General features: G+C 42.6%; 13 protein-coding genes. 1 reads left to right on the top strand and 12 read right to left on the bottom strand.

What is annotated here, in order from left to right; all coding sequences use genetic code 11:
• Window positions 1-57 precede the first annotated feature (57 nt).
• The 4 genes from HXT38_RS01195 to HXT38_RS01180 form a co-directional block, all read right to left on the bottom strand.
• Complete coding sequence (locus HXT38_RS01195) at window positions 58-1,710, bottom strand: hypothetical protein (protein ID WP_421791906.1); 1,653 nt, start codon at window positions 1,708-1,710, stop codon at window positions 58-60.
• 14 nt (window positions 1,711-1,724) lie between these two features.
• On the bottom strand, window positions 1,725-2,624 hold the full coding sequence (locus tag HXT38_RS01190; protein WP_421791904.1) for an ABC transporter ATP-binding protein: 900 nt from the start codon (window positions 2,622-2,624) through the stop codon (window positions 1,725-1,727).
• A gap of 508 nt (window positions 2,625-3,132) precedes the next feature.
• Window positions 3,133-4,359, bottom strand: a complete 1,227-nt coding sequence (locus HXT38_RS01185; protein WP_032835541.1) for a glycosyltransferase family 2 protein — start codon at window positions 4,357-4,359, stop codon at window positions 3,133-3,135.
• On the bottom strand, window positions 4,356-5,945 hold the full coding sequence (locus tag HXT38_RS01180; protein ID WP_004118703.1) for an AI-2E family transporter: 1,590 nt from the start codon (window positions 5,943-5,945) through the stop codon (window positions 4,356-4,358). Before HXT38_RS01180 ends, HXT38_RS01185 begins: the two co-directional genes overlap by 4 nt.
• A gap of 191 nt (window positions 5,946-6,136) precedes the next feature.
• Here HXT38_RS01180 and glnA point away from each other — a divergent pair, with 191 nt between their 5' ends.
• Window positions 6,137-7,573, top strand: a complete 1,437-nt coding sequence (glnA, locus tag HXT38_RS01175; RefSeq protein ID WP_004107300.1) for a type I glutamate--ammonia ligase — start codon at window positions 6,137-6,139, stop codon at window positions 7,571-7,573.
• Between the two features lie 70 nt (window positions 7,574-7,643).
• On the opposite strand, the gene HXT38_RS01170 is transcribed toward glnA, so the two are convergent.
• The 8 genes from HXT38_RS01170 to pepN form a co-directional block, all read right to left on the bottom strand.
• Complete coding sequence (locus HXT38_RS01170; protein WP_004107298.1) at window positions 7,644-8,285, bottom strand: ABC transporter ATP-binding protein; 642 nt, start codon at window positions 8,283-8,285, stop codon at window positions 7,644-7,646.
• Window positions 8,286-8,390: 105 nt separating this feature from the next.
• Complete coding sequence (locus HXT38_RS01165) at window positions 8,391-9,713, bottom strand: ABC transporter permease (RefSeq protein WP_004118698.1); 1,323 nt, start codon at window positions 9,711-9,713, stop codon at window positions 8,391-8,393.
• 74 nt (window positions 9,714-9,787) lie between these two features.
• Window positions 9,788-11,158, bottom strand: a complete 1,371-nt coding sequence (locus HXT38_RS01160) for an ABC transporter permease (RefSeq protein ID WP_004118695.1) — start codon at window positions 11,156-11,158, stop codon at window positions 9,788-9,790.
• A gap of 229 nt (window positions 11,159-11,387) precedes the next feature.
• Window positions 11,388-12,782: a zinc ribbon domain-containing protein gene (locus tag HXT38_RS01155; protein ID WP_004107292.1), complete on the bottom strand. Its 1,395-nt coding sequence runs from the start codon at window positions 12,780-12,782 to the stop codon at window positions 11,388-11,390.
• A gap of 75 nt (window positions 12,783-12,857) precedes the next feature.
• Window positions 12,858-14,147 (bottom strand): hypothetical protein, encoded by a 1,290-nt coding sequence (locus HXT38_RS01150; RefSeq protein ID WP_421791901.1) that lies wholly within the window; start codon window positions 14,145-14,147, stop codon window positions 12,858-12,860.
• A 231-nt stretch (window positions 14,148-14,378) separates the two neighbouring features.
• Window positions 14,379-15,032, bottom strand: coding sequence for a peptide deformylase (locus HXT38_RS01145; RefSeq protein WP_004107289.1), 654 nt, complete (start codon window positions 15,030-15,032; stop codon window positions 14,379-14,381).
• A gap of 176 nt (window positions 15,033-15,208) precedes the next feature.
• A complete protein-coding gene (gene glmM, locus HXT38_RS01140; RefSeq protein ID WP_004118692.1) occupies window positions 15,209-16,636 on the bottom strand; it encodes a phosphoglucosamine mutase in 1,428 nt (475 codons plus the stop codon).
• Window positions 16,637-17,221: 585 nt separating this feature from the next.
• Window positions 17,222-19,837 (bottom strand): aminopeptidase N, encoded by a 2,616-nt coding sequence (gene pepN, locus HXT38_RS01135; RefSeq protein WP_410299564.1) that lies wholly within the window; start codon window positions 19,835-19,837, stop codon window positions 17,222-17,224.
• Window positions 19,838-19,874: the final 37 nt, after the last annotated feature.

Here is a 19,874-nt window from a genome sequence, read left to right as displayed (position 1 = left end):
TCGATTGCAAATACCGCGCTTAACTATACATTGCGCTTGCAACAAAGCGTGCGTAAGTTACGCAGTAATCGAGGCAAATCTGCGCAAGTTTTCTACAATACGAATCATGCGCTTATCCATTAATTTGCCGCCAAGAATTACGCCAACAACCAGCACAATCAAGCCGTTTACTACAAACAAAATGCTTGCAATCCACAGCAGTTGCGGCGCAAGAATAATAAACGCAATCACAGCCGCAGCCGAAGGAATCATGCATACTGCAGAAAGAAGCGCAAAACCTATTGGAGCAAAAGATCTAGCGCCTGCAGAACCTTGCGGCCTAGAAAATGGCTTTTCGATTGATGCTACAGGATACATTGCAATGCACGAAGAAACTAAGCCAATGCCTATGTATGCAAAAGCTACTCCGATTGGAGAAAGAGTTTGGAACATAACTGCATTCACATTTTGCTGAACATTTGCTACGAAGAAAAGGAAAACGTAAACCCCTATTCCAAGAATTGCAAAGTACACAGCGCAAATCACGGACCAAACTATTGCGTGCGCTAAGCGATCGTGCAAACCTTTTACTCCAATAATCGCGTGCATAGTAAAAGCTGTGCCATCGTATGCAATATTGTTTCCAACAACCATGCCCATAAGCAAAGCAGCATACATAAGCCAGCTAGAAACGCCTATGTCCTGTGCTATAGAACTAAATCCTTTAGCATTAAAACTAGTTCCTCCTGCAACTATCAGAATAAAAAGCGGCGCAATAAGCAAAAATAGTTGGCGCATATCTCTTCTCATAACGCTAATAATTCGCGCAACAATCGCACCAACTACGTTGTCTGGAACTGCAGCAAACAAGCCAATTCCTTTAGTTTTAACAACTGTTTTTTGCTCACCGCGAAGTAGCTTCGGCTCTAATTTTGCGCAAAATACAGAGATTGCAAAGCAAGCAGCAATTGTTAGTACACAAATAAAGAAGCGAATAACAAGCGCAAGCCAATTGCCATTGATGGCATCAAGAGGCAAAGCCATAGCAGCACTTAATGGAGTAAAAGCGGACGCAGAGCAAAAACCTAAGCCAAACACAATTCCTCTTGGACTTTTGTTACCAATATTCACAGTGGAAACAAAAATCATATACGCTACGAAAATAGCAAAGTAAAAAATGTTTCTTGAACGCTTGTTTATTAAAATAGTGTCCAAAAGCTCAATAAGCATTTTGCTTAAAGACACGATTGTTGCAACGTAAAGCGGAGCTGCAATTACGCTTACTAAAACCGGCACAATTCCAAAGTTTCTGTACGCTAAAGACCACAAAGCAAGCGCGATTGTACAGCTTATAGAAAGCGCTCCAAAAAGGGAGCCAAGAAGCATACCAGCTTGCTGCTTTACGTAGGGAATGCCGTAAAGCGCAAAACTACGCGACTTTAGTGTTGTGTCACTGCCGAACATAAATAGGTTTATAAACAGCGTAAAAATTGACACAATCGACGCAACCATTATTGGAGCGAACTGAAATTCCTGCCAATTTTTAGTATCTGCAAGCATTCCTGGATTAAGATACTTTCCTGCTTGCCAGCCCGCAAAACCAAGAGCGCATATAATCGCAAGTCCAAAAACAATGACTATACCAAAGCCGATTTTTTGCCAAATCGACTTTCGCATAACGGAAAAAGTAAGCGCCCAGCGAAGGCGAACCATGGTAAAAATCATAGACATTACGGCCATCCTTATTAGGCGTTGAGATTAGCAGACTTGGTAGAAGCAACAGCAGCGTTATCAGACTTGCCGCCGTTAAGCCAATCAATGCGCGCAGCCGCGTGACGTCCGCCAACAAGCTCCATAAAGCGATCTTCAAGATCTTTGCCCTGAGCCACCTCTTCAAGAGTGCCAGAAGCTGCAACATGACCTTCGTTAATAATCGCCACGTGCGAGCACATTTTTTCAACCAATTCCATAACGTGCGAAGAAATAATCACCGTACCGCCAGTAGAAACATACTCGGCGAGAATATCCTTCAAATTTGCGCTAGAAACAGGATCAACTGCCTCAAAAGGCTCGTCCAATACAAGTACGCGAGGGCTATGGATCATAGCTGTTGCAAGGCAAATCTTCTTAGTCATACCAGTTGAATAGTCAGAAACCATGGTGTTTGCAGCTTCTGTTAAGTCGAAAGCAGAAAGCAAGTCGTTCGCGCGCTTTACGGATTCCGCGCGACTCATATCGCGAAGCATGCCAGCGTAAGTTAAAAGCTGCAAACCAGTAATTGTCTTAAAAATCTCATCTGCTTGAGGCATTAAACCGATTGCGCGCTTAGCACTATTTACATCGCTCCAAACGTCATTGCCAAAGATCGAAGCTGAGCCAGCATCCGGCATAAGCAAGCCCGTAAGCATTTTAATCGTAGTGGTTTTGCCGGCACCGTTCGGACCTACCAATCCGTAGAAAGAGCCTGCTGGAATGCTCAACGAAAGATTATCTACAGCAACTTTCTTGCCAAAAGTCTTAACAAATCCGCGAATAGAAACCGCTGGAACATCTGCATTGCTATCGCTAGCATCACTCGAATAAGTGTTTGCGCCAAAAACCGGAACGCTGCCAGACATATTTGCAGATGGAACAGAATCTACCATAGAAACCTCGCAACATACAGATAAACGCACGCATTGCGCCACATTATGCGCAATTGCACGTTTACACCAGGACTTCTTATTATCTCACACCCGCAATCTTTGCGCAATCGCAACGCCATCAGCCGCCGCACTCACCACCCCAAATCCTCCTACCATCACACCAGATCACTGTTCCGTACGCTACCTTCACTGTACTAATATTCGTGTGGTAGAGATTTGAGATTTTTCGCACTGAGCGCGGCGAACGTCAGAGCCGCAGGCTGCTGATTCGCCAAGCGAAGAAGAAAAATCGAAAAATCTCTGCGATAAGATGAGGTTATTAATGGTTAGCACGCAGAGTTTGGGGGATTTCTCTACGAGCGCTAAAAGAGGACTGATGGAGCAACATTCTTTAAAGAAAGGCGAACACAATAAACGCCTTTAACAGTCAAAGCGACTGAAGGACGGGACGCGCGAGGAGAAAAATCCCCCAAAACTCGCTCCACACTATAGAATTTCATTCTTTCACTCAGCGACCGGTATGCTGAATCGGCTTCCACTCGCTCTTTGAGAAAATAGCTTGGAACGCAATAGGCACGTACGAAAGCATAAAAATCGGGAAGCTAAGAGCGTACGCAAACAGCTCCTTATTCGTGGCCCCAAGCTTATCGTGTTCAACCAAAATAGTGAGTGACACAAATATCATCATACCTAAAACGCTTGTAACAGTAGTGGTAATGAAATTAATCATTGAAGAGATTTGACTCATCCATGTTACAAATCCAAATGCAGCAAAAATAAAACCAAGTATTATTCTTGCAACAGCTAAAACCATAAACGGGAAAAGCATAAGCGTAAAATCAACCGACGAAAAATCTCTTTCGCGAATACCATGTCGAATAAGAGCTGCTCCATAGTAACGAAATACCTGCAAGAATCCCTTGCTCCAACGAAGGCGCTGCCTCCAGCTCTGCCTAAACGACACAGGCTGTTCGTCATATAATACTGCAGAACCGCAATATCCAACTTTGTCTCCGTGAAGAATAGCGTCCATAGTAAATTCAAGATCCTCAGTAAGAAGATGGAATTTCCATCCGCTATTTCTGTGCATAATCTCACGCGAGAACATGAATCCAGTTCCACCAGCATGGCAACTTGAACCGAATAGCATTCGCGAGTTGTTAGTAAATCGCGATTCTCGAATAAACCAAAGTGCAGAGCCAGAAGAAACCCAATTATCTGAAAGATTCACGGAATTACGGTAGCTAGTTAAAATTTGATATCCTGCGTGGAAACCTTTATTCATTTCCTCAAAATAATGCGGATCAAGTTTATTGTCTGCATCGAAAACAAAGTACGCGTCATAAACTTTATCCGCACCAATTTTCATAATATGATCGAGGAGATAGCTGAGCGCATAACCTTTACCAATATGCTCTTTATCAAAACGTTCAATTACGTTGCATCCGCAATTGCGACCAACTTGCGCAGTAGAATCAGTGCAATTATCTGCAACAAGCCAAATATCAATAAAATCTTGTCTATATGTTTGAGTTTGAATGCAATGAATAAGATTACCTATAACAGCTTCCTCATTGCGCGCAGAAATAAGCACAGCATAATGCTTATCCATTGGCGCTTCAGGAAAAACAATAGGCTTAGCGAATAAAGATGCAACGGCACAAACACCTTGATACACAACACCGCTTATGCCAATAAGTATTACTAGTACATCAAATATTGATAGAAGAATCATCGCTTCCATCCGCTCCGTGGATTATTTTTTACGTTACTTTTACTATTTTTTGTATTTTTTGTATTGTTTACTATTTTAGACTCGCCTACTTGCAATTTTGCTTTAGGAGAATCCTTATTTTCAGAATCTACTTTACGCTTTGCAATATCTTTATTTACGGCATCTAATATTTCGCGCGAAATTGGCATTGTTGCCAATACATCAGTTTGATCAGAATCGTTAGAGGAAACTTTGCTACTATTCGCATCGTCAGAATCTGACACATAAGCTTGCTTATACCAATATAAAATATCCTCGTTCAGAGAAATGCGAGAGCTTGTGCCTTTCATTACACGATGAACACTTTCACTCATTGGATTCATGAACTTACGGCCAATCGCCTCAACGCAACGAACAATAATAGAAGTGTGATCAGGGTGAGGATCGTTCATAAGCGGAGAAGAAACTAAACTATATTGCTTCGTGCATACTCTAAAAATTGCTTGCAAACTTGCAGTCACAGGCAAAGCCAAAAATGCTCCAAGAGCACCAAATACAGCGCCCATTACAAGAACTGAAATAAAAGCTACTGCAGGATTCAGATCCATAGTCTTTTCGGAAATCTTCGGCGAAATAACCATGTTCTCAATTTGCTGATAAATCGTAATAAAAATTAATGTTGCAACAGCCGCACCAAAACCATTGGAACCCCACGCAACCAAGATAGGCAAAGCTCCACCCAAATAGCCACCAATTGTAGGCACAAACTGCGAAACAATTCCGCAGAATAAGGATAGCGGAAGCCAATACGGTATATTCATCACAATAAGGAAAATTGCGGTACCCACTGCGTTAATCGCTGCCAAAATAATTCGCGAAAATAAGAAGCTCGAAATCTGCTCTTGAACAACTGACCAAATAAATAGGAAACGACGCTGAGCTTGCGGATTCATCCAACGGCACATGCTACGACGCATAGCCGGACCTGCTGCAGAAATGTAATACGTAACCATAATAATGGTAAGCAAATCAAGCAGAACAGTCATCAATCCCCATGTTGTGTTAAGTGCTTGGCCAGCAAAATCAACAACCCAAGATGTTTGCACATGCTTCAAAATTTCCATGCCAAGCTGCTCAATATTAGGCATTTTAAAACCGGTATAGTGAAGCACAAAATTTGCAAATTGATTGTATAAATCAGGCAAGCCCATAACCATTGAAACAACCTGCTGAGCAAATAAATTACCAAACAAAGCAAGTAGCAAGCTAATTACAACAAGCAAGCCCGTTAGCGTAAAGCCAGAAGCAACTCCTCGCCTCCAACCATGCTTAATTAACCGGACAACAAGCGGTTCCATTGCGAGCGCAATAAAAATAGAAATCACAACATCGAAAACAATGAATGAAATGCTATTCCAAGCGAACCATAGGAAGATGGACACAAAAGTAACAATTGCAACGTAAATAAGTGCACGACCTAGCCAATCTGGCGGCCTTCTATCATCGCCTTTGGCTGGGAAAAGTGAAGCTAAATCTAGCTTATTTTCACTTTCCTTAATATGCTCATGCATCTTATATTCATGCATTTCTTGCTCTTGGTAATTCATAGGTACTATTGTAACTGCGCGAACTGATGAATGCGAATTAGCGGCATGTAGTATTACATTATTCGCATCTACGCAACTACACGTAACATTATGTAACACAAACGTAACGAGATATTCGAGTCGCTGAAATCCAAAATGGCATTCATAGTCATAAACTCATTACTGGGTTTTTTAAGAAAGGAATGGTGGCCATGACCACTTTGCAAACTAAAGAAGATGCCGCAGCCCTCATTGAAAAGGAAGGCATTGAATACGTATCCGTACGATTTACTGATTTAATTGGCGTTCAGCAGCACTTTACTGTTCCTGCTGACGAGTTCTTGCACAGTGCTTTCACTGATGGAATGGCGTTCGATGGTTCTTCAATGCAAGGCTTCCAGGCTATTAACGAATCAGATATGAAGCTTATTCCAGATGTTGACACTGCTTATATTGACCCATTCCGTAAGCATAAGACTCTGAATGTTGCTTTCTCTATTGTTGACCCTGTAACAGATGAGCCATATTCTAGGGATCCTCGTCAGGTCGCTATTAAAGCAGAGTCCTATTTGAAGTCAACTGGCATTGCTGACACTGCAAGCTTTGCCCCTGAAGCTGAGTTCTTCATCTTTGATAAGGTGCGTTTTGCTAACGACATGCAACGCTCCTTCTATGAGGTTGATTCTAACGAAGCTCCTTGGAATTCCGGAATTGACACTGAGGATGACGGCAGCAACAATATTGGTTTTAAGAACCGCGTAAAGCACGGCTACTTCCCTGTGCCACCAGTAGATCACAATCAGGATTTACGCGATGACATGGTTTGCAATTTACAAAAGGTCGGCTTGATTCTTGAGCGTTCTCACCACGAAGTCGGCGGTGCAGGTCAGCAGGAAATCAACTACCGTTACAATACGCTTGTTCATGCTGGCGACGATTTGATGAAGTACAAGTATGTGGTTCATGAAACTGCTGCTTTAGCTGGTAAGGCTGCAACATTTATGCCAAAGCCAATTGCTGGAGATAACGGCACCGGCATGCACTGCCATCAGTCGCTTTGGAAGGATGGCAAGCCATTGTTCTATGCGGAAACTGGCTACGCTCAACTTTCTGATATTGCACGTTGGTACATTGGCGGCTTGATTAAGCACGCTTCTTCTGTGCTTGCATTTACGAATCCTTCGCTTAACTCTTACCATCGCTTGGTTCCAGGATACGAAGCTCCAGTCAACTTGGTTTACTCTGCTCGTAACCGTTCTGCAGCTATTCGTATTCCTCTTGCTGGTACGGAACCTGCTGCTAAGCGAATTGAGTTCCGTGCACCGGATCCTTCATGCAACCCATTCTTAGCATTCTCCGCTCAGCTTATGGCAGGTTTGGATGGTGTTGTTAACCATATTGAGCCTCCTGCCCCTGTTGATAAAGATTTGTACGAGCTTCCTCCAGAGGAGCATGACGGCATTAAGCAAGTTCCTTCTTCACTTGGTGAGGCTTTGCAAGCTTTGGAAGAGGATCACGACTTCCTTATGCAAGGCGACGTATTTACTAGCGACTTGATTGAAACTTGGCTGAATTTGAAGCATGAGGAAATGGATATGGCGCGCTTGGCTCCAACTCCACTCGAGTATGAGCTTTACTTCCACATCTGATTTGTAGTTAAGTTCTTCTAGCCAATAAGCCGGCTCTACGATTTCGCAGAGTCGGCTTATTGTTTGGCGCTCAAGCAGATTGTCGCGTTAGCTGTTTATTTTTTAGCACGTATTTTACATCAGCTTGAGATGCGACCTTCGAATCATGAGTAACAACAATCACACATTTGCCATGCTCTCTAGCAGCTTTTTTTAATATTGCAATAACTTCTTTAGTTGTTGCAGGGTCAAGACTTCCAGTAGGCTCATCAGCTAAAATTACCGGCGCAGAAGATACTAAAGCTCGTCCAATTGCAACACGCTGCTGTTGGCCACCAGAAAGTTTAGTGACGTTACGATTTGCTTCTTCTTCAGTTAACCCAAGATCTATTAGCACTTGAACATCAGCATGTGAATTTACTAATCGCAAATTTTCTAATGGCGTCAAATAGTCAATAAGATTAAAATTCTGGAAAACAAGTGAAATATGTTTTTTGCGATGCTCAACATATCCTGTTTTTGCAATATCCTCACCATTGAACAATACTTCACCTTTATAAGGAGTATCTAATCCAGCTAAAAGTGAGAGCATAGTAGACTTTCCTGCTCCAGAAGCTCCCATGATACTGTACATTTTGCCAATTTCGAAATCTGCATTCACGTCATTTAATACCGCAATATTTGCAGGTCCGTAAGTGTACTTCACATTTTTTAATTGCAATAAAGCCGACATAATAAGCTCCTTATTTTTACATAATTTAAATATGATTTATACGATTTGTTCCATTTATGCGATTGCGCTTTTAGTAGAAAATTCGCATACGCAACTACATTTCTGCTAACTCATGGCACTCAGTATTTTCCGAGGCTTCTTTATTAATATTGGCAGCACTGCAACAAGTAATGCGACTATTGAAATAAGCAAACCAATAACAAAAGCAGCAAGAGTTTGCAGCAATGGCAATACTGGCATACCATCCGCAATAAATGACGAATCAGCACTATGCAAAATCGCAGAACCAATAACGCCAGAAAAAGCAGCACCGAAGCCTAACGAAATGACGAATGACACAATGTTGAGTATCGCTATTTCAACAAGCAATTGACTAACTATTATTGCTCTAGATAATCCGATAGACATAAGTACGCCAATCTCGTGCATACGTCCTCTAACCCAGAACACTAATACAAGTCCAAGCACTAAAATACCAACAAAACTTAGTGCCACAAAAATCATTCGCACAAGTTGTTGCACAGAGTTAACCGAGCTTATTACATCAGACAATTGCGAAGCATTCTGCTCTACATCTGCCCACTTGCCAGCAATACTTTTAGCCTCCCGTATTGCACTAGCTAATAAATCAGAACGCTCAACAACACAACGCAAAACACTTCGATTAGAAGAACCCGCCAAAGACAACGCAGAACTTAAGTCAGTAAATATGCGGTTTTCTGACGTATCCGAAGGAAGCGCTCCTTTAGTTTGCAATTTGCCGGCAAAAATGCCAACAACGCGAACTTTTACATTAAACCCTTGCTTAAGAATTATAGTAGAACCAATCTTAAGATTATTCTTCTTAGCAAAATCACGATGCACTATTGCTCTACCAGAAGAACGACTAGTAATATGCTCACCCTGTTCTAAACGGTACAATCCTTCTTGAAAACCTTGAGATAATCGAGAATCTGTTGTGCCAGTAATTCCGGCAGCATGAGCCAAAACATCATCGTCTAGTCTTGGACCCTGCGCAGGAAGCACAAGTTGCTTTCCAACAGGCACAGCTAAAACATCGCGCTCTTCCACTACAGTTTTTACGCTCGAAATCGCAGCAAATTTACGAATTTGACTAGAGTCAATTCCTTCATTTGCGCCCAAATCTTGAGGAATTGAGGAACTAGATGTAGCAGTAGCAGAATTAGAATTTGCATTACTTTGCTCTGGAAGAGTTTCACCTCGAGTTTTTGCTCGTACAGTAAAACCTAAGCCAATACTGGATTGAATACGATCCCTAGCACCCTCAACAGAAGCACTGATACCAGCTTGTGAAACTAGCGCACTTAAAACAAGAGTCATAATCAGCACAATTATTGCGTTACGTCGAGGTTTGCGCAATATTGCAAGTTTCGCTCGAGCACATAAAGAAATTACTTCACCATTCATAATGTTACTCACTAACTTTTCAAATAACTTTCATACGACGAATTATGAAAACTATGCCGCCAAACAGCATAGTTCTACTTTTGCAATCCGAGGAGCTCACGAGGAGATTTGCATATAATTGGCAAATAAGACAACACAACTGCAATAACGATTACTGCACCAACAATTGTAGAAACTCCGACAAAACACTGAGCGTCTACTTGTACGCTAAGTGTTTCCAAAGTTTTTGTTGCCAAAGTTGATTCAAGATTTCCACCAGCTTGACCCATATTACTCAATTCACGGGCGGCTGATGATTGCACAGAGCCAAGAGCAACATTAGCCATCAACGGAGCTATAACTTTTGCAAAAAGGTAACCCACAATCAACGAAGGTATTGAAATAAGCACAATCTCAGCAAGATATTGACCAACTATAGATAATTTGCCAGTGCCAATTGCAACAAACACACCAATTTCATTACGTCGCTCATTCATCCACAGCAAAAGCACTAATGCCAAAGCAATAATAGCGAATGATACAACAGCAATTGTTGTAACAGTCATTATTGAGCGCACTCCCTTTGCTGCTTTCAACAAACCAGAAACGAACTGATCGTCACGAGTTAGTTGATAGTTTTGCAAATCAATAGGCAATTTCGCAGCTTGAGACATAATATTATCCGCATCCTCGCCGCGCTTTATTCTAAAACTTGCATCCTGATATATTTCTTTTCCAGGCTTATATTTATATAATTCGCGAGTAGTTTGCAAATCCGTATACACGGTATTAGCTGTCAATTCCGCCCTAGTTGCGACTTGACGCTTATTTGCTCCGGCATAAATTCCAACAATACGAGTTTTTACTGTTGCTGTTGATTGTTGAATATTGTCAGCATCGTAAGGATTAGCGCGAAGTGTAAGAGTATCTCCTACATGTAATCCGTTAGCTTTAGCGAGATCTTCATGAATTAGTGATGCATGAACGTTGTTAGCAATAAGATGCTTGCCTTTAGACATAGTTATTGCTTTTGTTTTAAAAGTATTTAAACCAGTAGAGTCATTCGTTCCTTCAATATTAACGGCATTGCCAAACTGCTGTTCACGCTTATTGTCATACTCTTGTACGCCTGGAATTCTTGCCGCTTTAGCATTAACTAAATCCGCTGTTACATTTTGTCGAACAACGTAGGAAGCAATTCCATTTAACTTTGCAATTGCCTGTACATCTTTAGGTTTTACAGTTCCAGCTCCTCTAGGAGTTCCAGGGTTTATTTGAGGGTTATTTGCGAGCACAAAACTAGACTCTGCTTGCGCTTCAACTTTTTCTCCTTCTCTACCTGCAGCATTTGAAACTGCAGAAGTAGAAAATAACAATGTCGAAATAAGAAATACAATAATGAAAACTATTGCTGTTTTTATTCGTTTCCTCAGAATGTAGCGTATTGCACGAGAGATAAACGTCATCGACTACCTTTCTTCATTGAAAATTGCTTGTATATCAACCTTTAAATATACGGACTACCAGTATAACATATCCATACTGAAAAATGCGTTTAGTGTCATACTTTACAATGCGCAAATCTACCAGTGCGCAAATCTACGCTATAAAAAAATTCCCCTCTGCAAAACAAATTGTAGAGGGAAACTTTTATTCGTATTTAATGCGCCTTTAAATTTTGCACATTCGTTAGGTTTAGTCTTGGTTAAAATCTATTACTAGCTTATTATCTTTAATACTAAACTTTCCATAAACATAACCACTATTTCTAGTGTGCGAGTCTCTCCAATCACTATCATCATCATCGTCCTTATAGCGATAAGTAATGTCTACACCAACCTCATCGCTCTGAAAAGTTCCTGACGACATGTTAACTTGATCCAACATAGGAGTGCTATTAACACTACGCTTAATATTGTCATATTTATAGCTGGTATAGTAACTAAAGCTTGCAAATCTACAACTCTCTGGAACATCAGTTTCAGTTGACGCTACACATTTATCAACATGCTTTTGAATAGCCTTAGTAAGCTCATCCTTTAATGTTTCTGTAGCTTCTAGTTCTAACACTGCAGATTCCGAACTATCTTTTTCGCTAATTGACGCGTCAGCAGAATTTGTGGTCCACAGTTGCGAACTTTTTGCAGATTCAATATGGTAAGCGCCAGGATACACTGGAAGTCTATATTCTGTAGCTGATGTATATACTGAATAACCGTATTCTGAACTGTAGCTTTCACCGTCATATTTCGGCGATTTTTTGAGAGTAGACAAATTTATTTCAGAATCATTAACTTTTATTTTATCAACTTCATTTGGCACAGTTATGGTAATGTGACCAAATGGTGGATATTGAACTTTATAAGAGTCAAAGAATAGCCACTGTTTGCCAGCTGGTACAAGGCTTATTACTGCCGAAGCATCACTATTGCCAATTTTGTAAGAAAGCTTAAATGAATTGTATGGGCCACTATCAACACTCATGTAAGACATATGATTCTTGGAAGCTCTGCCTATTGCGCTTGTAAGTAAGGCACGATAATTTTCTGGAACTTTAGAAGAAGACCAATCTGTCATATTGTTAGCTTCATCAAAATTGCCTTCTTGCAAAGACTTCACATAACGTTGAATTGTTGCTTGTGGAGAATACACATTCTGTTGAATAACTGTATAACCTATACCAAGAACCACAATAACAATGCCAATTACAATAAGCATAATTTTTGTGCTGTGTTTCATAGGCGTGCTTCTCACAACATTACCTGCTACGAAATTAGGATTAAACGAATCAGGAGCATAATATTCTGTAGGCTGATTTTGCGAATAATCCTGCTGATTATAGTACTGTTGATTTGAATAATCCTGCTGTTCATAAGTATTTTGACTGCTATAAACAGGCTGAGGATAAGCTTGCGTGTTCTGCTGAATGAACTGCGTTTGTTGTACATCGTTCATTTGATTTTGCTGATATTGAGCACTTTGCATTGGCTGATAACTTGAATTAGCTTGCTGCGGCACAAGACTAGCTCCACAAGATGAGCATACTATAGCTCCATAAGCATTTTGACTGTTGCAATATGGACAATTCATATATTTCTCTCCGTATATTTTTACAAAATAAGCCTAGCAGACAAGACTGCTAGGCTTATGACTTATTAGATATATTTACTTAAATAAATTAGCTAGGTCTTGTGCTTTATTCATAAGATTATTCGAAGGAACCAAGGAATTAACCATAGCAGTATTGATTGCAGCAACGATAAATATTGCAACAATTCCAATCAAGATAAAGATAACCCACATCCACTCACGATCAAGCTTACCCTTGTAGTGTGCAGTTGCCATAAACGATACAGGAATGAGCATCAATAATACCAAGTAAAGTGTGTGCAAAGACATAGATGGAACTTGCAAAACAGCACTAGGATTATTCATTAACAATGAGATGTCTGAATTGCTGTAGATTATAGATGCAACTAAAGAATCACTGCCTTCTACTTTTCCTTTAAAGTAATTCATAACAGGAATAGATGGAGCAATGAAAGTCAAAATCACTGAAACAATTTGCAAGCCTAAAAGCGGTACGAGTTTCTGAGCAAAAAGAACGTGAAGCTGAGCTGGCGAAACCTCTTCACCAAACATCTTCATGCCAAGCAAAGCTACACCGTATACAGCGTATACGGTAATCATTCCAATAACAAACTTATAGAAGAATAGTGTAAAAGGCACACCAGGAGTTTGCTGTCCAGCGAACTTAGATACAAGTTCCAAAGCAGTGCTATTAGAAGCATTGTAGAAAGAAAGCGAAGAGAAATATGCTTGGAAACCAAACAGCAAACCAGAAATCACAGAAATTAAAACTGCGTAAATATTAGATACGCGATACCTCTGGGAAGGATTCTTAAGAGCAGTTACTAACCAACGGAAGAAGTTCATCATCTGTTCAGCATTAAGCTGGTTTGAAATTTGGCTATAGTGCGAAACGCCTGGAGTATTTGGGTGATTCTGCATACCCGGCATTCCTGGCTGAGCTGGCATACCCTGCTGAGCATATGGATAGCCTGGACGTTGCATATTTGGCATACCCTGCTGAGGCATACCCTGCTGAGGCATTCCTGGCTGAGCTGGCATACCCTGCTGAGGCATACTAGGACGCGCAAACTGAGGAGCATGCTGCGCAATAGGCTGAGCAGGCGCCGGCTGAGCTGGTGTAGGCTGAACATGCACTTGCTGAACAGGCACTGGCTGAGCTGGAGCATGTTGAACAGGTACTGACTGAACAGGTGCCGGCTGAGCAGGTGTTGGCTGAACAGGTGCCGGCTGAACGGGTGCCGGCTGAGCAGCCTCAAACTTGTTACCACAACCCTTGCAGAATTTTGCAGTATCAATATTCTGGGTACCGCATTGAGCGCAAACTTTCACTCGTCTCTCCTTTGTTAATGGAACAGATCCCATAAATTTGCTAACCGAAAAATGTTTAACAAACCACTTGCGCTCAATTCTATTACTAAAAGCACACAAAACAAACCAGACGTAACAAAAAAGTGCTTGTTTGAAACAAAAAATTCTATAAACACGACATAAATCAGTAAAAAATACGACGCAAAAATAGAAAAACAGAAAAATATAGTCAGTATCTATTAATCAAAAACAAAATCAAATTAATAAATAAATTGACAATAAAACCTAGATAGCAAATCCCAAAGTGCGAGCCGCCGCCACTGGAACTGCTTCATCTGCCCAATAATCCTCAAGGTTCTCATCAGTGGAAAGTGAACGCATTTCTGCACGATCAATATAAAGTTCACCACGAAGATGATCTGTTTCGTGCTGGAAAATACGCGCAGGCCAACCATGCAAACGCTCGGAATGTTGTTTGCCGTCCTCATCCTGCCAAGTAGCCTGAATATCAAGCCAACGTTGACGTACAGCCTGATAGCCGGAAACGCTTAAACAACCTTCATAAAAACTACGAGTTTGCGTACCAATAGGCTCATAATGAGGGTTAATAATAGCTCTAAACGGAAGCTCTGCGATGTCACGAGGATCGTCCTCATCATCACGAACATGATCTTCAATAACAGCAATAGCAAGACCAAGACCAATTTGAGGAGCAGCTAAACCAACTCCCGGAGCTTCCAACATTGTGCTATGCATTAACGAAATTAGCTTAGTAAGAGTTGCACGTGTAAGCTGACCATCATACGCAACAGTACGCTGGCGAAGAACAGGCTCACCTGCCTGCACAATCGGCAAAATGCCGTCTTCTGTAGCGGAATCAAGCAAGCGCTCAACAGCGCGACTGAGCTTAGTATCAACACTTGCGTGATGCGTAAACATAGGACTCCTTTTCACCGTTTTAAATAACGCGCATAATAACGCGAAAATATACAAAATTTACATGCCGCGAGCAGAATTTGAAAGCAGCACTAAAGATATAAGTGTATCAAAATTATTTGCGCACTGCTAGAGCCGACTGAGATGTAAGCAAACAGAGAACGCAAAAGTAAGCAAACTTATAACTTCAGATTATCAACCACAACTTGAGCAAGACGAGCGCAAACCTCATCCGCCTGAGTTTGAGTTGCAGCCTCGCACATAACGCGCACAAGAGGCTCGGTGCCGCTAGGACGCAAAAGCACGCGACCTGTATCTCCAAGAAGTTTCGATTCTTTCTCAACAGCTGCAAGCACAGCTGCGTTAGTTTTCGAAGCCATTTTATCTACATTTGGCACATTTACAAGAGCTTGCGGAAGCTGTGGGAAGTCTGCAGCCATTTGCGAAAGTTTCTTGCCTGAACGCACAACTTCACGGCACAAAGTCAAAGCAGTAAGCGTACCGTCGCCGGTGGTTGCAAATTCGCGATTAATAACGTGACCAGACTGCTCGCCGCCGAGCGAATAATCGTGCTTGAGCATTTCTTCAAGAACGTAGCGATCGCCAACGTTTGTTTGCACTGTTGCAATACCCATATCTTTAAGAGCAAGTTTTAAGCCAAGATTGCTCATAACTGTAACTACAAGAGTGTCATGATTAAGCTTGCCTTCAGCCTTTTTAGCGCGAGCAAGAATACCCATAATTTGATCGCCATTAACCATATTGCCGTTTTCATCGACAGCCAAGCAGCGGTCTGCGTCGCCATCAAACGCAACGCCCAAATCAGACTTTGAAGCTTTAACCATAGCTTGTAACTGCTCAGGATGAGTCGAGCCCGCATGATCGTTAATGTTGTAGCCGTCAGGAGATGCGTTAATAACTACAACTTCTGCACCAGCGCGGCGCAAAGCCTCAGGAGCAACAACAGAAGTAGCACCATTCGCGCAATCTGCTACAACACGCAAACCTGCAAGCGGCTTTGGGCGCGTAGTAGAAGCGTTACTTAAAGGCGCAACAGCAGAAACTAAATGATCAATATACAAGTTAGTAGCTGTAGTAGTATCATGGCTGACTCGACCTACACCAGCACCAGTTGGACGCTCCCAATCTTGACCAAGCACAGCCTCAATCTCATCTTCCTTGCTATCTGGAAGCTTAAAGCCTCCGCGCGCAAAGAATTTAATGCCGTTATCTGGCATAGGATTATGCGACGCAGAAATAACAGCACCCATTTCAACGTTAAGCACGGAAGTGAGGAAAGCAACGCCAGGAGTTGGGATAATTCCAGCATCGATAACATCAAAACCGCCAGCACTCATGCCAGCAGCGAGAGCAGAAGCTAGAAAATCGCCAGAAACGCGAGTATCTCTACCAATAAGCGCGCGGCGACGAGCGTGAGCGGAGCGAGAAGAGGTATCTGATGACGCTTCTTCTTCTGCAGCAGACGCAACTGCGCTTTTATCTCCCAAAACGCGCACTGCAGCGTCACCTAAATCTAACGCAAGCTGCGCTGTTAAATCGCGATTTGCTAATCCACGCACACCGTCTGTACCAAACATTCTTGGCATAATAAAGCCTCTTTCGCAAAAATCACTTCTCTTGCGCGCAAGCAAACAACATCGCATACTAGCGCGTCACACACTATCCGCAATTCTACTCACTGTTTCGCATAACGCGCTAGCGCAGCAAAGAAGCTTTGCAGTAATACTTCTGCGAACATCGATTACTTGTTGATTAGTGAACTTTAACATTCATGCTCTGCAGATATTGAATACTTATCCCCTAGTGGACACTAGCATTCGCGCTGCTGCACAAACTGCACCAGACTCTCCTACCACACCACAAAACACTAGCGGTTTTATCAGTAGTGAGGGGTGGGTGTTGCTTGGTCGAGCAATATAAAAGCGGAGCGATAGTAATAATCGTGATGATGAATAACTATTTCCGCAGAAAAAGTAAGCAAAAAACTAAACTTAACTACCTATCCACTAGTCCAAATGAGGTATAGGAGCGTAGCGCTGCGAGACAAGTAACCCCACCCCTCACAGCCACTCCAGAAAACTGCCAGCCAAGCACCACATTAAACAAAAAAACTCGCGCCACATTAAACAAGAACTTACTTGCTCAATGCAGCGCGAAAGCAGGACATCGCACTAGCGCAAAGAAGCGTTGTAGTGCTGCACTTTAAGCGTGCGACGCGAAGAATCAAGGCTACCAAGCACCATGCGTCGCAAAGCCTGATCCGCATCAGCATGAGCCTCAAGCCACTTTTCACCGTGCTTAACCAGCTCCTCAACCGGCGCATACACAGGATACAAGCCCTCAATCAGAGCCTCAGCCATATGGAATGTGCGGTTCTTCCAAATCCACTCAACTTCAGCAAAGTAGCGCTCAACATAAGGCTTAACCAAATCGCCTTTAGCTGTGCTTGCAAATCCAGCAACCACAGCGCCCATTTGCATATTCGTCAAATCGAGATTGCGCAAAGCCTGTTCAAAAGCCCAATCCTTAGCTTCTGCAGTTGAGCGAGCTGCACGAGCCTGGTAAGCGTATTCGCGATTCTCAGTCGTGTCGCGCTTTTGAAGTTCCGCGTCAATTCCAGCTTCGTCCAAAGCATTCACGCCTGCGAGCGCAATCAAAATGCTCCAGCGCAAGTCGTTGTCGATTTCCAAGCCTTCCAAACTCACGGAACCGTCGAGCAATCCGTTAGCTACGCGCAAGAACTCAGCATCTCCAACTTCGCCGTATCCAAGATAAGCCTTAACGAGCTGGAATTGCTCGTCGGAACCTGCAGAAGCTGCCAAAGCTAACTGCCACAATTCGTGAGCAACATGCTTTGCGACTTCTGCTTGACGCTCTGGGACAACGTAGTGGCTTGCAGTTACTTTCACTTGACCAAGAGCATAGCGGAAAGTAGTTGATTCGCGCTCAGTTGCCAAAGCTTTAAGGCTGAGTTCCACGAAGCGTTCTGCTGGGAATTCTGCGTCGCGAGTCATGTCCCACAACGCGAGCCAAATAAGTGAGCGAGTCAAAGAATCCTTGAAACGATACAAGTTTTCGGCAGCAAATTCAAGCGACTTTTCGTCAAAACGTAGCTTCGTGTAAGTCAAGTCGTCGTCGTTTACAAGGATAAGTGCTGGCATTTTTTCGCCGCGCGCCTCAACAACTTCCGTCACTTCGCCGTCTACGTCAAGTTCGATTCGCTTTGTGCGCTTAATTTCGCCAGTTGCTTCGTCTACATTGTAGAATCCAACAGCCAAACGGTGTGCGCGAAGAACAGGATGCTCAGCTGGCGCGCTCTGACGCAAACGCAAGGAAGCAATAGTGCCGTCACCTGCTTCTTCGACTTCGGTAGAAATCGTGTTAATTCCAGCCTTTTCAAGCCATTGAGCACTCCAAGCTTTAAGATCGCGGCCGCTTGTAAGCTCTAACTCGTGCAACAAATCGGCCAAAGTTGCGTTGCTGTATGCATGCTTGCTCAAATAGTTATGGATTCCTTCAAAGAACTTTTCGCGACCAACATACGCTACGAGTTGCTTCAATACGGAAGCACCCTTTGCATAAGTGATGCCGTCGAAGTTGACGGAAGTGTCATTCAAATCGTTGATTGGAGCCACGATTGGGTGCGTTGTTGGAAGCTGATCTTGATTAAGTGCCCAGCTTTTTTCGCCGGAATTGAAAGTGCTCCAAGCGTCATGCCATTCGGTTGCTTCAGCAGTTGCAAGAGTAGAAGTGAATTCTGCGAAGGATTCGTTAAGCCACAAATCATTCCACCACTTCATGGTCACGTAGTCGCCGAACCACATGTGTGCAAGCTCATGCAAAACTGTTACAACGCGGCGCTCAGCATAAGCGTCTGTAACTTTGGATTCAAACACGTACTGGTCGCGAATCGTAACCATACCAATGTTTTCCATAGCTCCAGCGTTATATTCTGGCACGTAAATCTGATCGTACTTTGCGTACGGATATGGCACTCCCCAAGTCTTAGCGTAGAAAGCAAAACCTTTCTTCGTAATATCGAACAAGTAGTCAACGTCTTTTGCAAAAGCGTCTTTAAGTGCCTGACGGCAGTACATTGCCATTGGCACTACGCGACCGTCTTCGTTGTCGTAAGTTGTGTGCCACCCAGCGTAAGGTCCTGCGCAAATAGCAGTTAAATAAGAGCTCATCTTTGGAGTTGACTCGAATACCCAGCGCTTCATGCCTTCTACAGTGCCATTTTCCAAAGTGCCTGCTTCAGTTTCGCGTCCTTCCAGCACTGTTTCGCTTTTAACTGGCATGTTGGAAGTCACAATCCAGCTTTCTGGAGCATCAACCGTAAAATCAAAAACAGCTTTCAAATCTGGCTGATCAAATACAGCATAAACACGGCGAGCATCCGGCACTTCGAACTGAGTATATAAATACACGTTTCCGTCAGAAGGATCGACACTTCTGTGCAAACCCTCGCCCGTGTTGGAATACTGGCAGTTTGCTACAACTTCTACGGTATTATGCTCAAGCAAATTTGCAAGCTCAATTCGGCTGTCTGCAAAAACTTTAGAAACGTCAAGATCGGTACCGTTTAACACCACGGATTCTACGCTGTTTGCAATTAAATCGAGGAAGCTTGCGCTACCAGCCTTAGCATCGAACTCAATCTTTGTGCGCGAAGTAAAATCGCGTCCGCCTTTTCCTAAATCGAGCGCAACATCGTAGTGAATTGGCATTTGGATAGCGTCGAAACGCTCTTGAGCTTCTACGCGAGTAAGATTTGCTCCTGGCATATTTTGTACCTTTCTTATTTTTTCTTATTTTTAATTA

It is taken from the genome of Gardnerella sp. DNF01157, from assembly GCF_049244225.1.
Classification (GTDB): Bacteria; Actinomycetota; Actinomycetes; order Actinomycetales; family Bifidobacteriaceae; genus Bifidobacterium; species Bifidobacterium leopoldii.
Note: the sequence above shows the minus strand (reverse complement) of the source record. Positions and strands in the feature narration are given on the sequence as shown.

What these genes read in the sequence shown, in the direction of transcription:
- HXT38_RS01185 (WP_032835541.1), bottom strand. Translation starts at nt 4,359, where the DNA reads ATGATTCTTCTATCAATATTTGATGTACTAGTAATACTTATTGGCATA.
- HXT38_RS01145 (WP_004107289.1), bottom strand. Translation starts at nt 15,032, where the DNA reads ATGTTTACGCATCACGCAAGTGTTGATACTAAGCTCAGTCGCGCTGTT.
- HXT38_RS01155 (WP_004107292.1), bottom strand. Translation starts at nt 12,782, where the DNA reads ATGAATTGTCCATATTGCAACAGTCAAAATGCTTATGGAGCTATAGTA.
- HXT38_RS01170 (WP_004107298.1), bottom strand. Translation starts at nt 8,285, where the DNA reads ATGTCGGCTTTATTGCAATTAAAAAATGTGAAGTACACTTACGGACCT.
- pepN (WP_410299564.1), bottom strand. Translation starts at nt 19,837, where the DNA reads ATGCCAGGAGCAAATCTTACTCGCGTAGAAGCTCAAGAGCGTTTCGAC.
- HXT38_RS01190 (WP_421791904.1), bottom strand. Translation starts at nt 2,624, where the DNA reads ATGGTAGATTCTGTTCCATCTGCAAATATGTCTGGCAGCGTTCCGGTT.
- HXT38_RS01150 (WP_421791901.1), bottom strand. Translation starts at nt 14,147, where the DNA reads ATGGGATCTGTTCCATTAACAAAGGAGAGACGAGTGAAAGTTTGCGCT.
- glnA (WP_004107300.1), top strand. Translation starts at nt 6,137, where the DNA reads ATGACCACTTTGCAAACTAAAGAAGATGCCGCAGCCCTCATTGAAAAG.
- HXT38_RS01165 (WP_004118698.1), bottom strand. Translation starts at nt 9,713, where the DNA reads ATGAATGGTGAAGTAATTTCTTTATGTGCTCGAGCGAAACTTGCAATA.
- HXT38_RS01160 (WP_004118695.1), bottom strand. Translation starts at nt 11,158, where the DNA reads ATGACGTTTATCTCTCGTGCAATACGCTACATTCTGAGGAAACGAATA.
- HXT38_RS01195 (WP_421791906.1), bottom strand. Translation starts at nt 1,710, where the DNA reads ATGTCTATGATTTTTACCATGGTTCGCCTTCGCTGGGCGCTTACTTTT.
- HXT38_RS01180 (WP_004118703.1), bottom strand. Translation starts at nt 5,945, where the DNA reads ATGAATTACCAAGAGCAAGAAATGCATGAATATAAGATGCATGAGCAT.
- glmM (WP_004118692.1), bottom strand. Translation starts at nt 16,636, where the DNA reads ATGCCAAGAATGTTTGGTACAGACGGTGTGCGTGGATTAGCAAATCGC.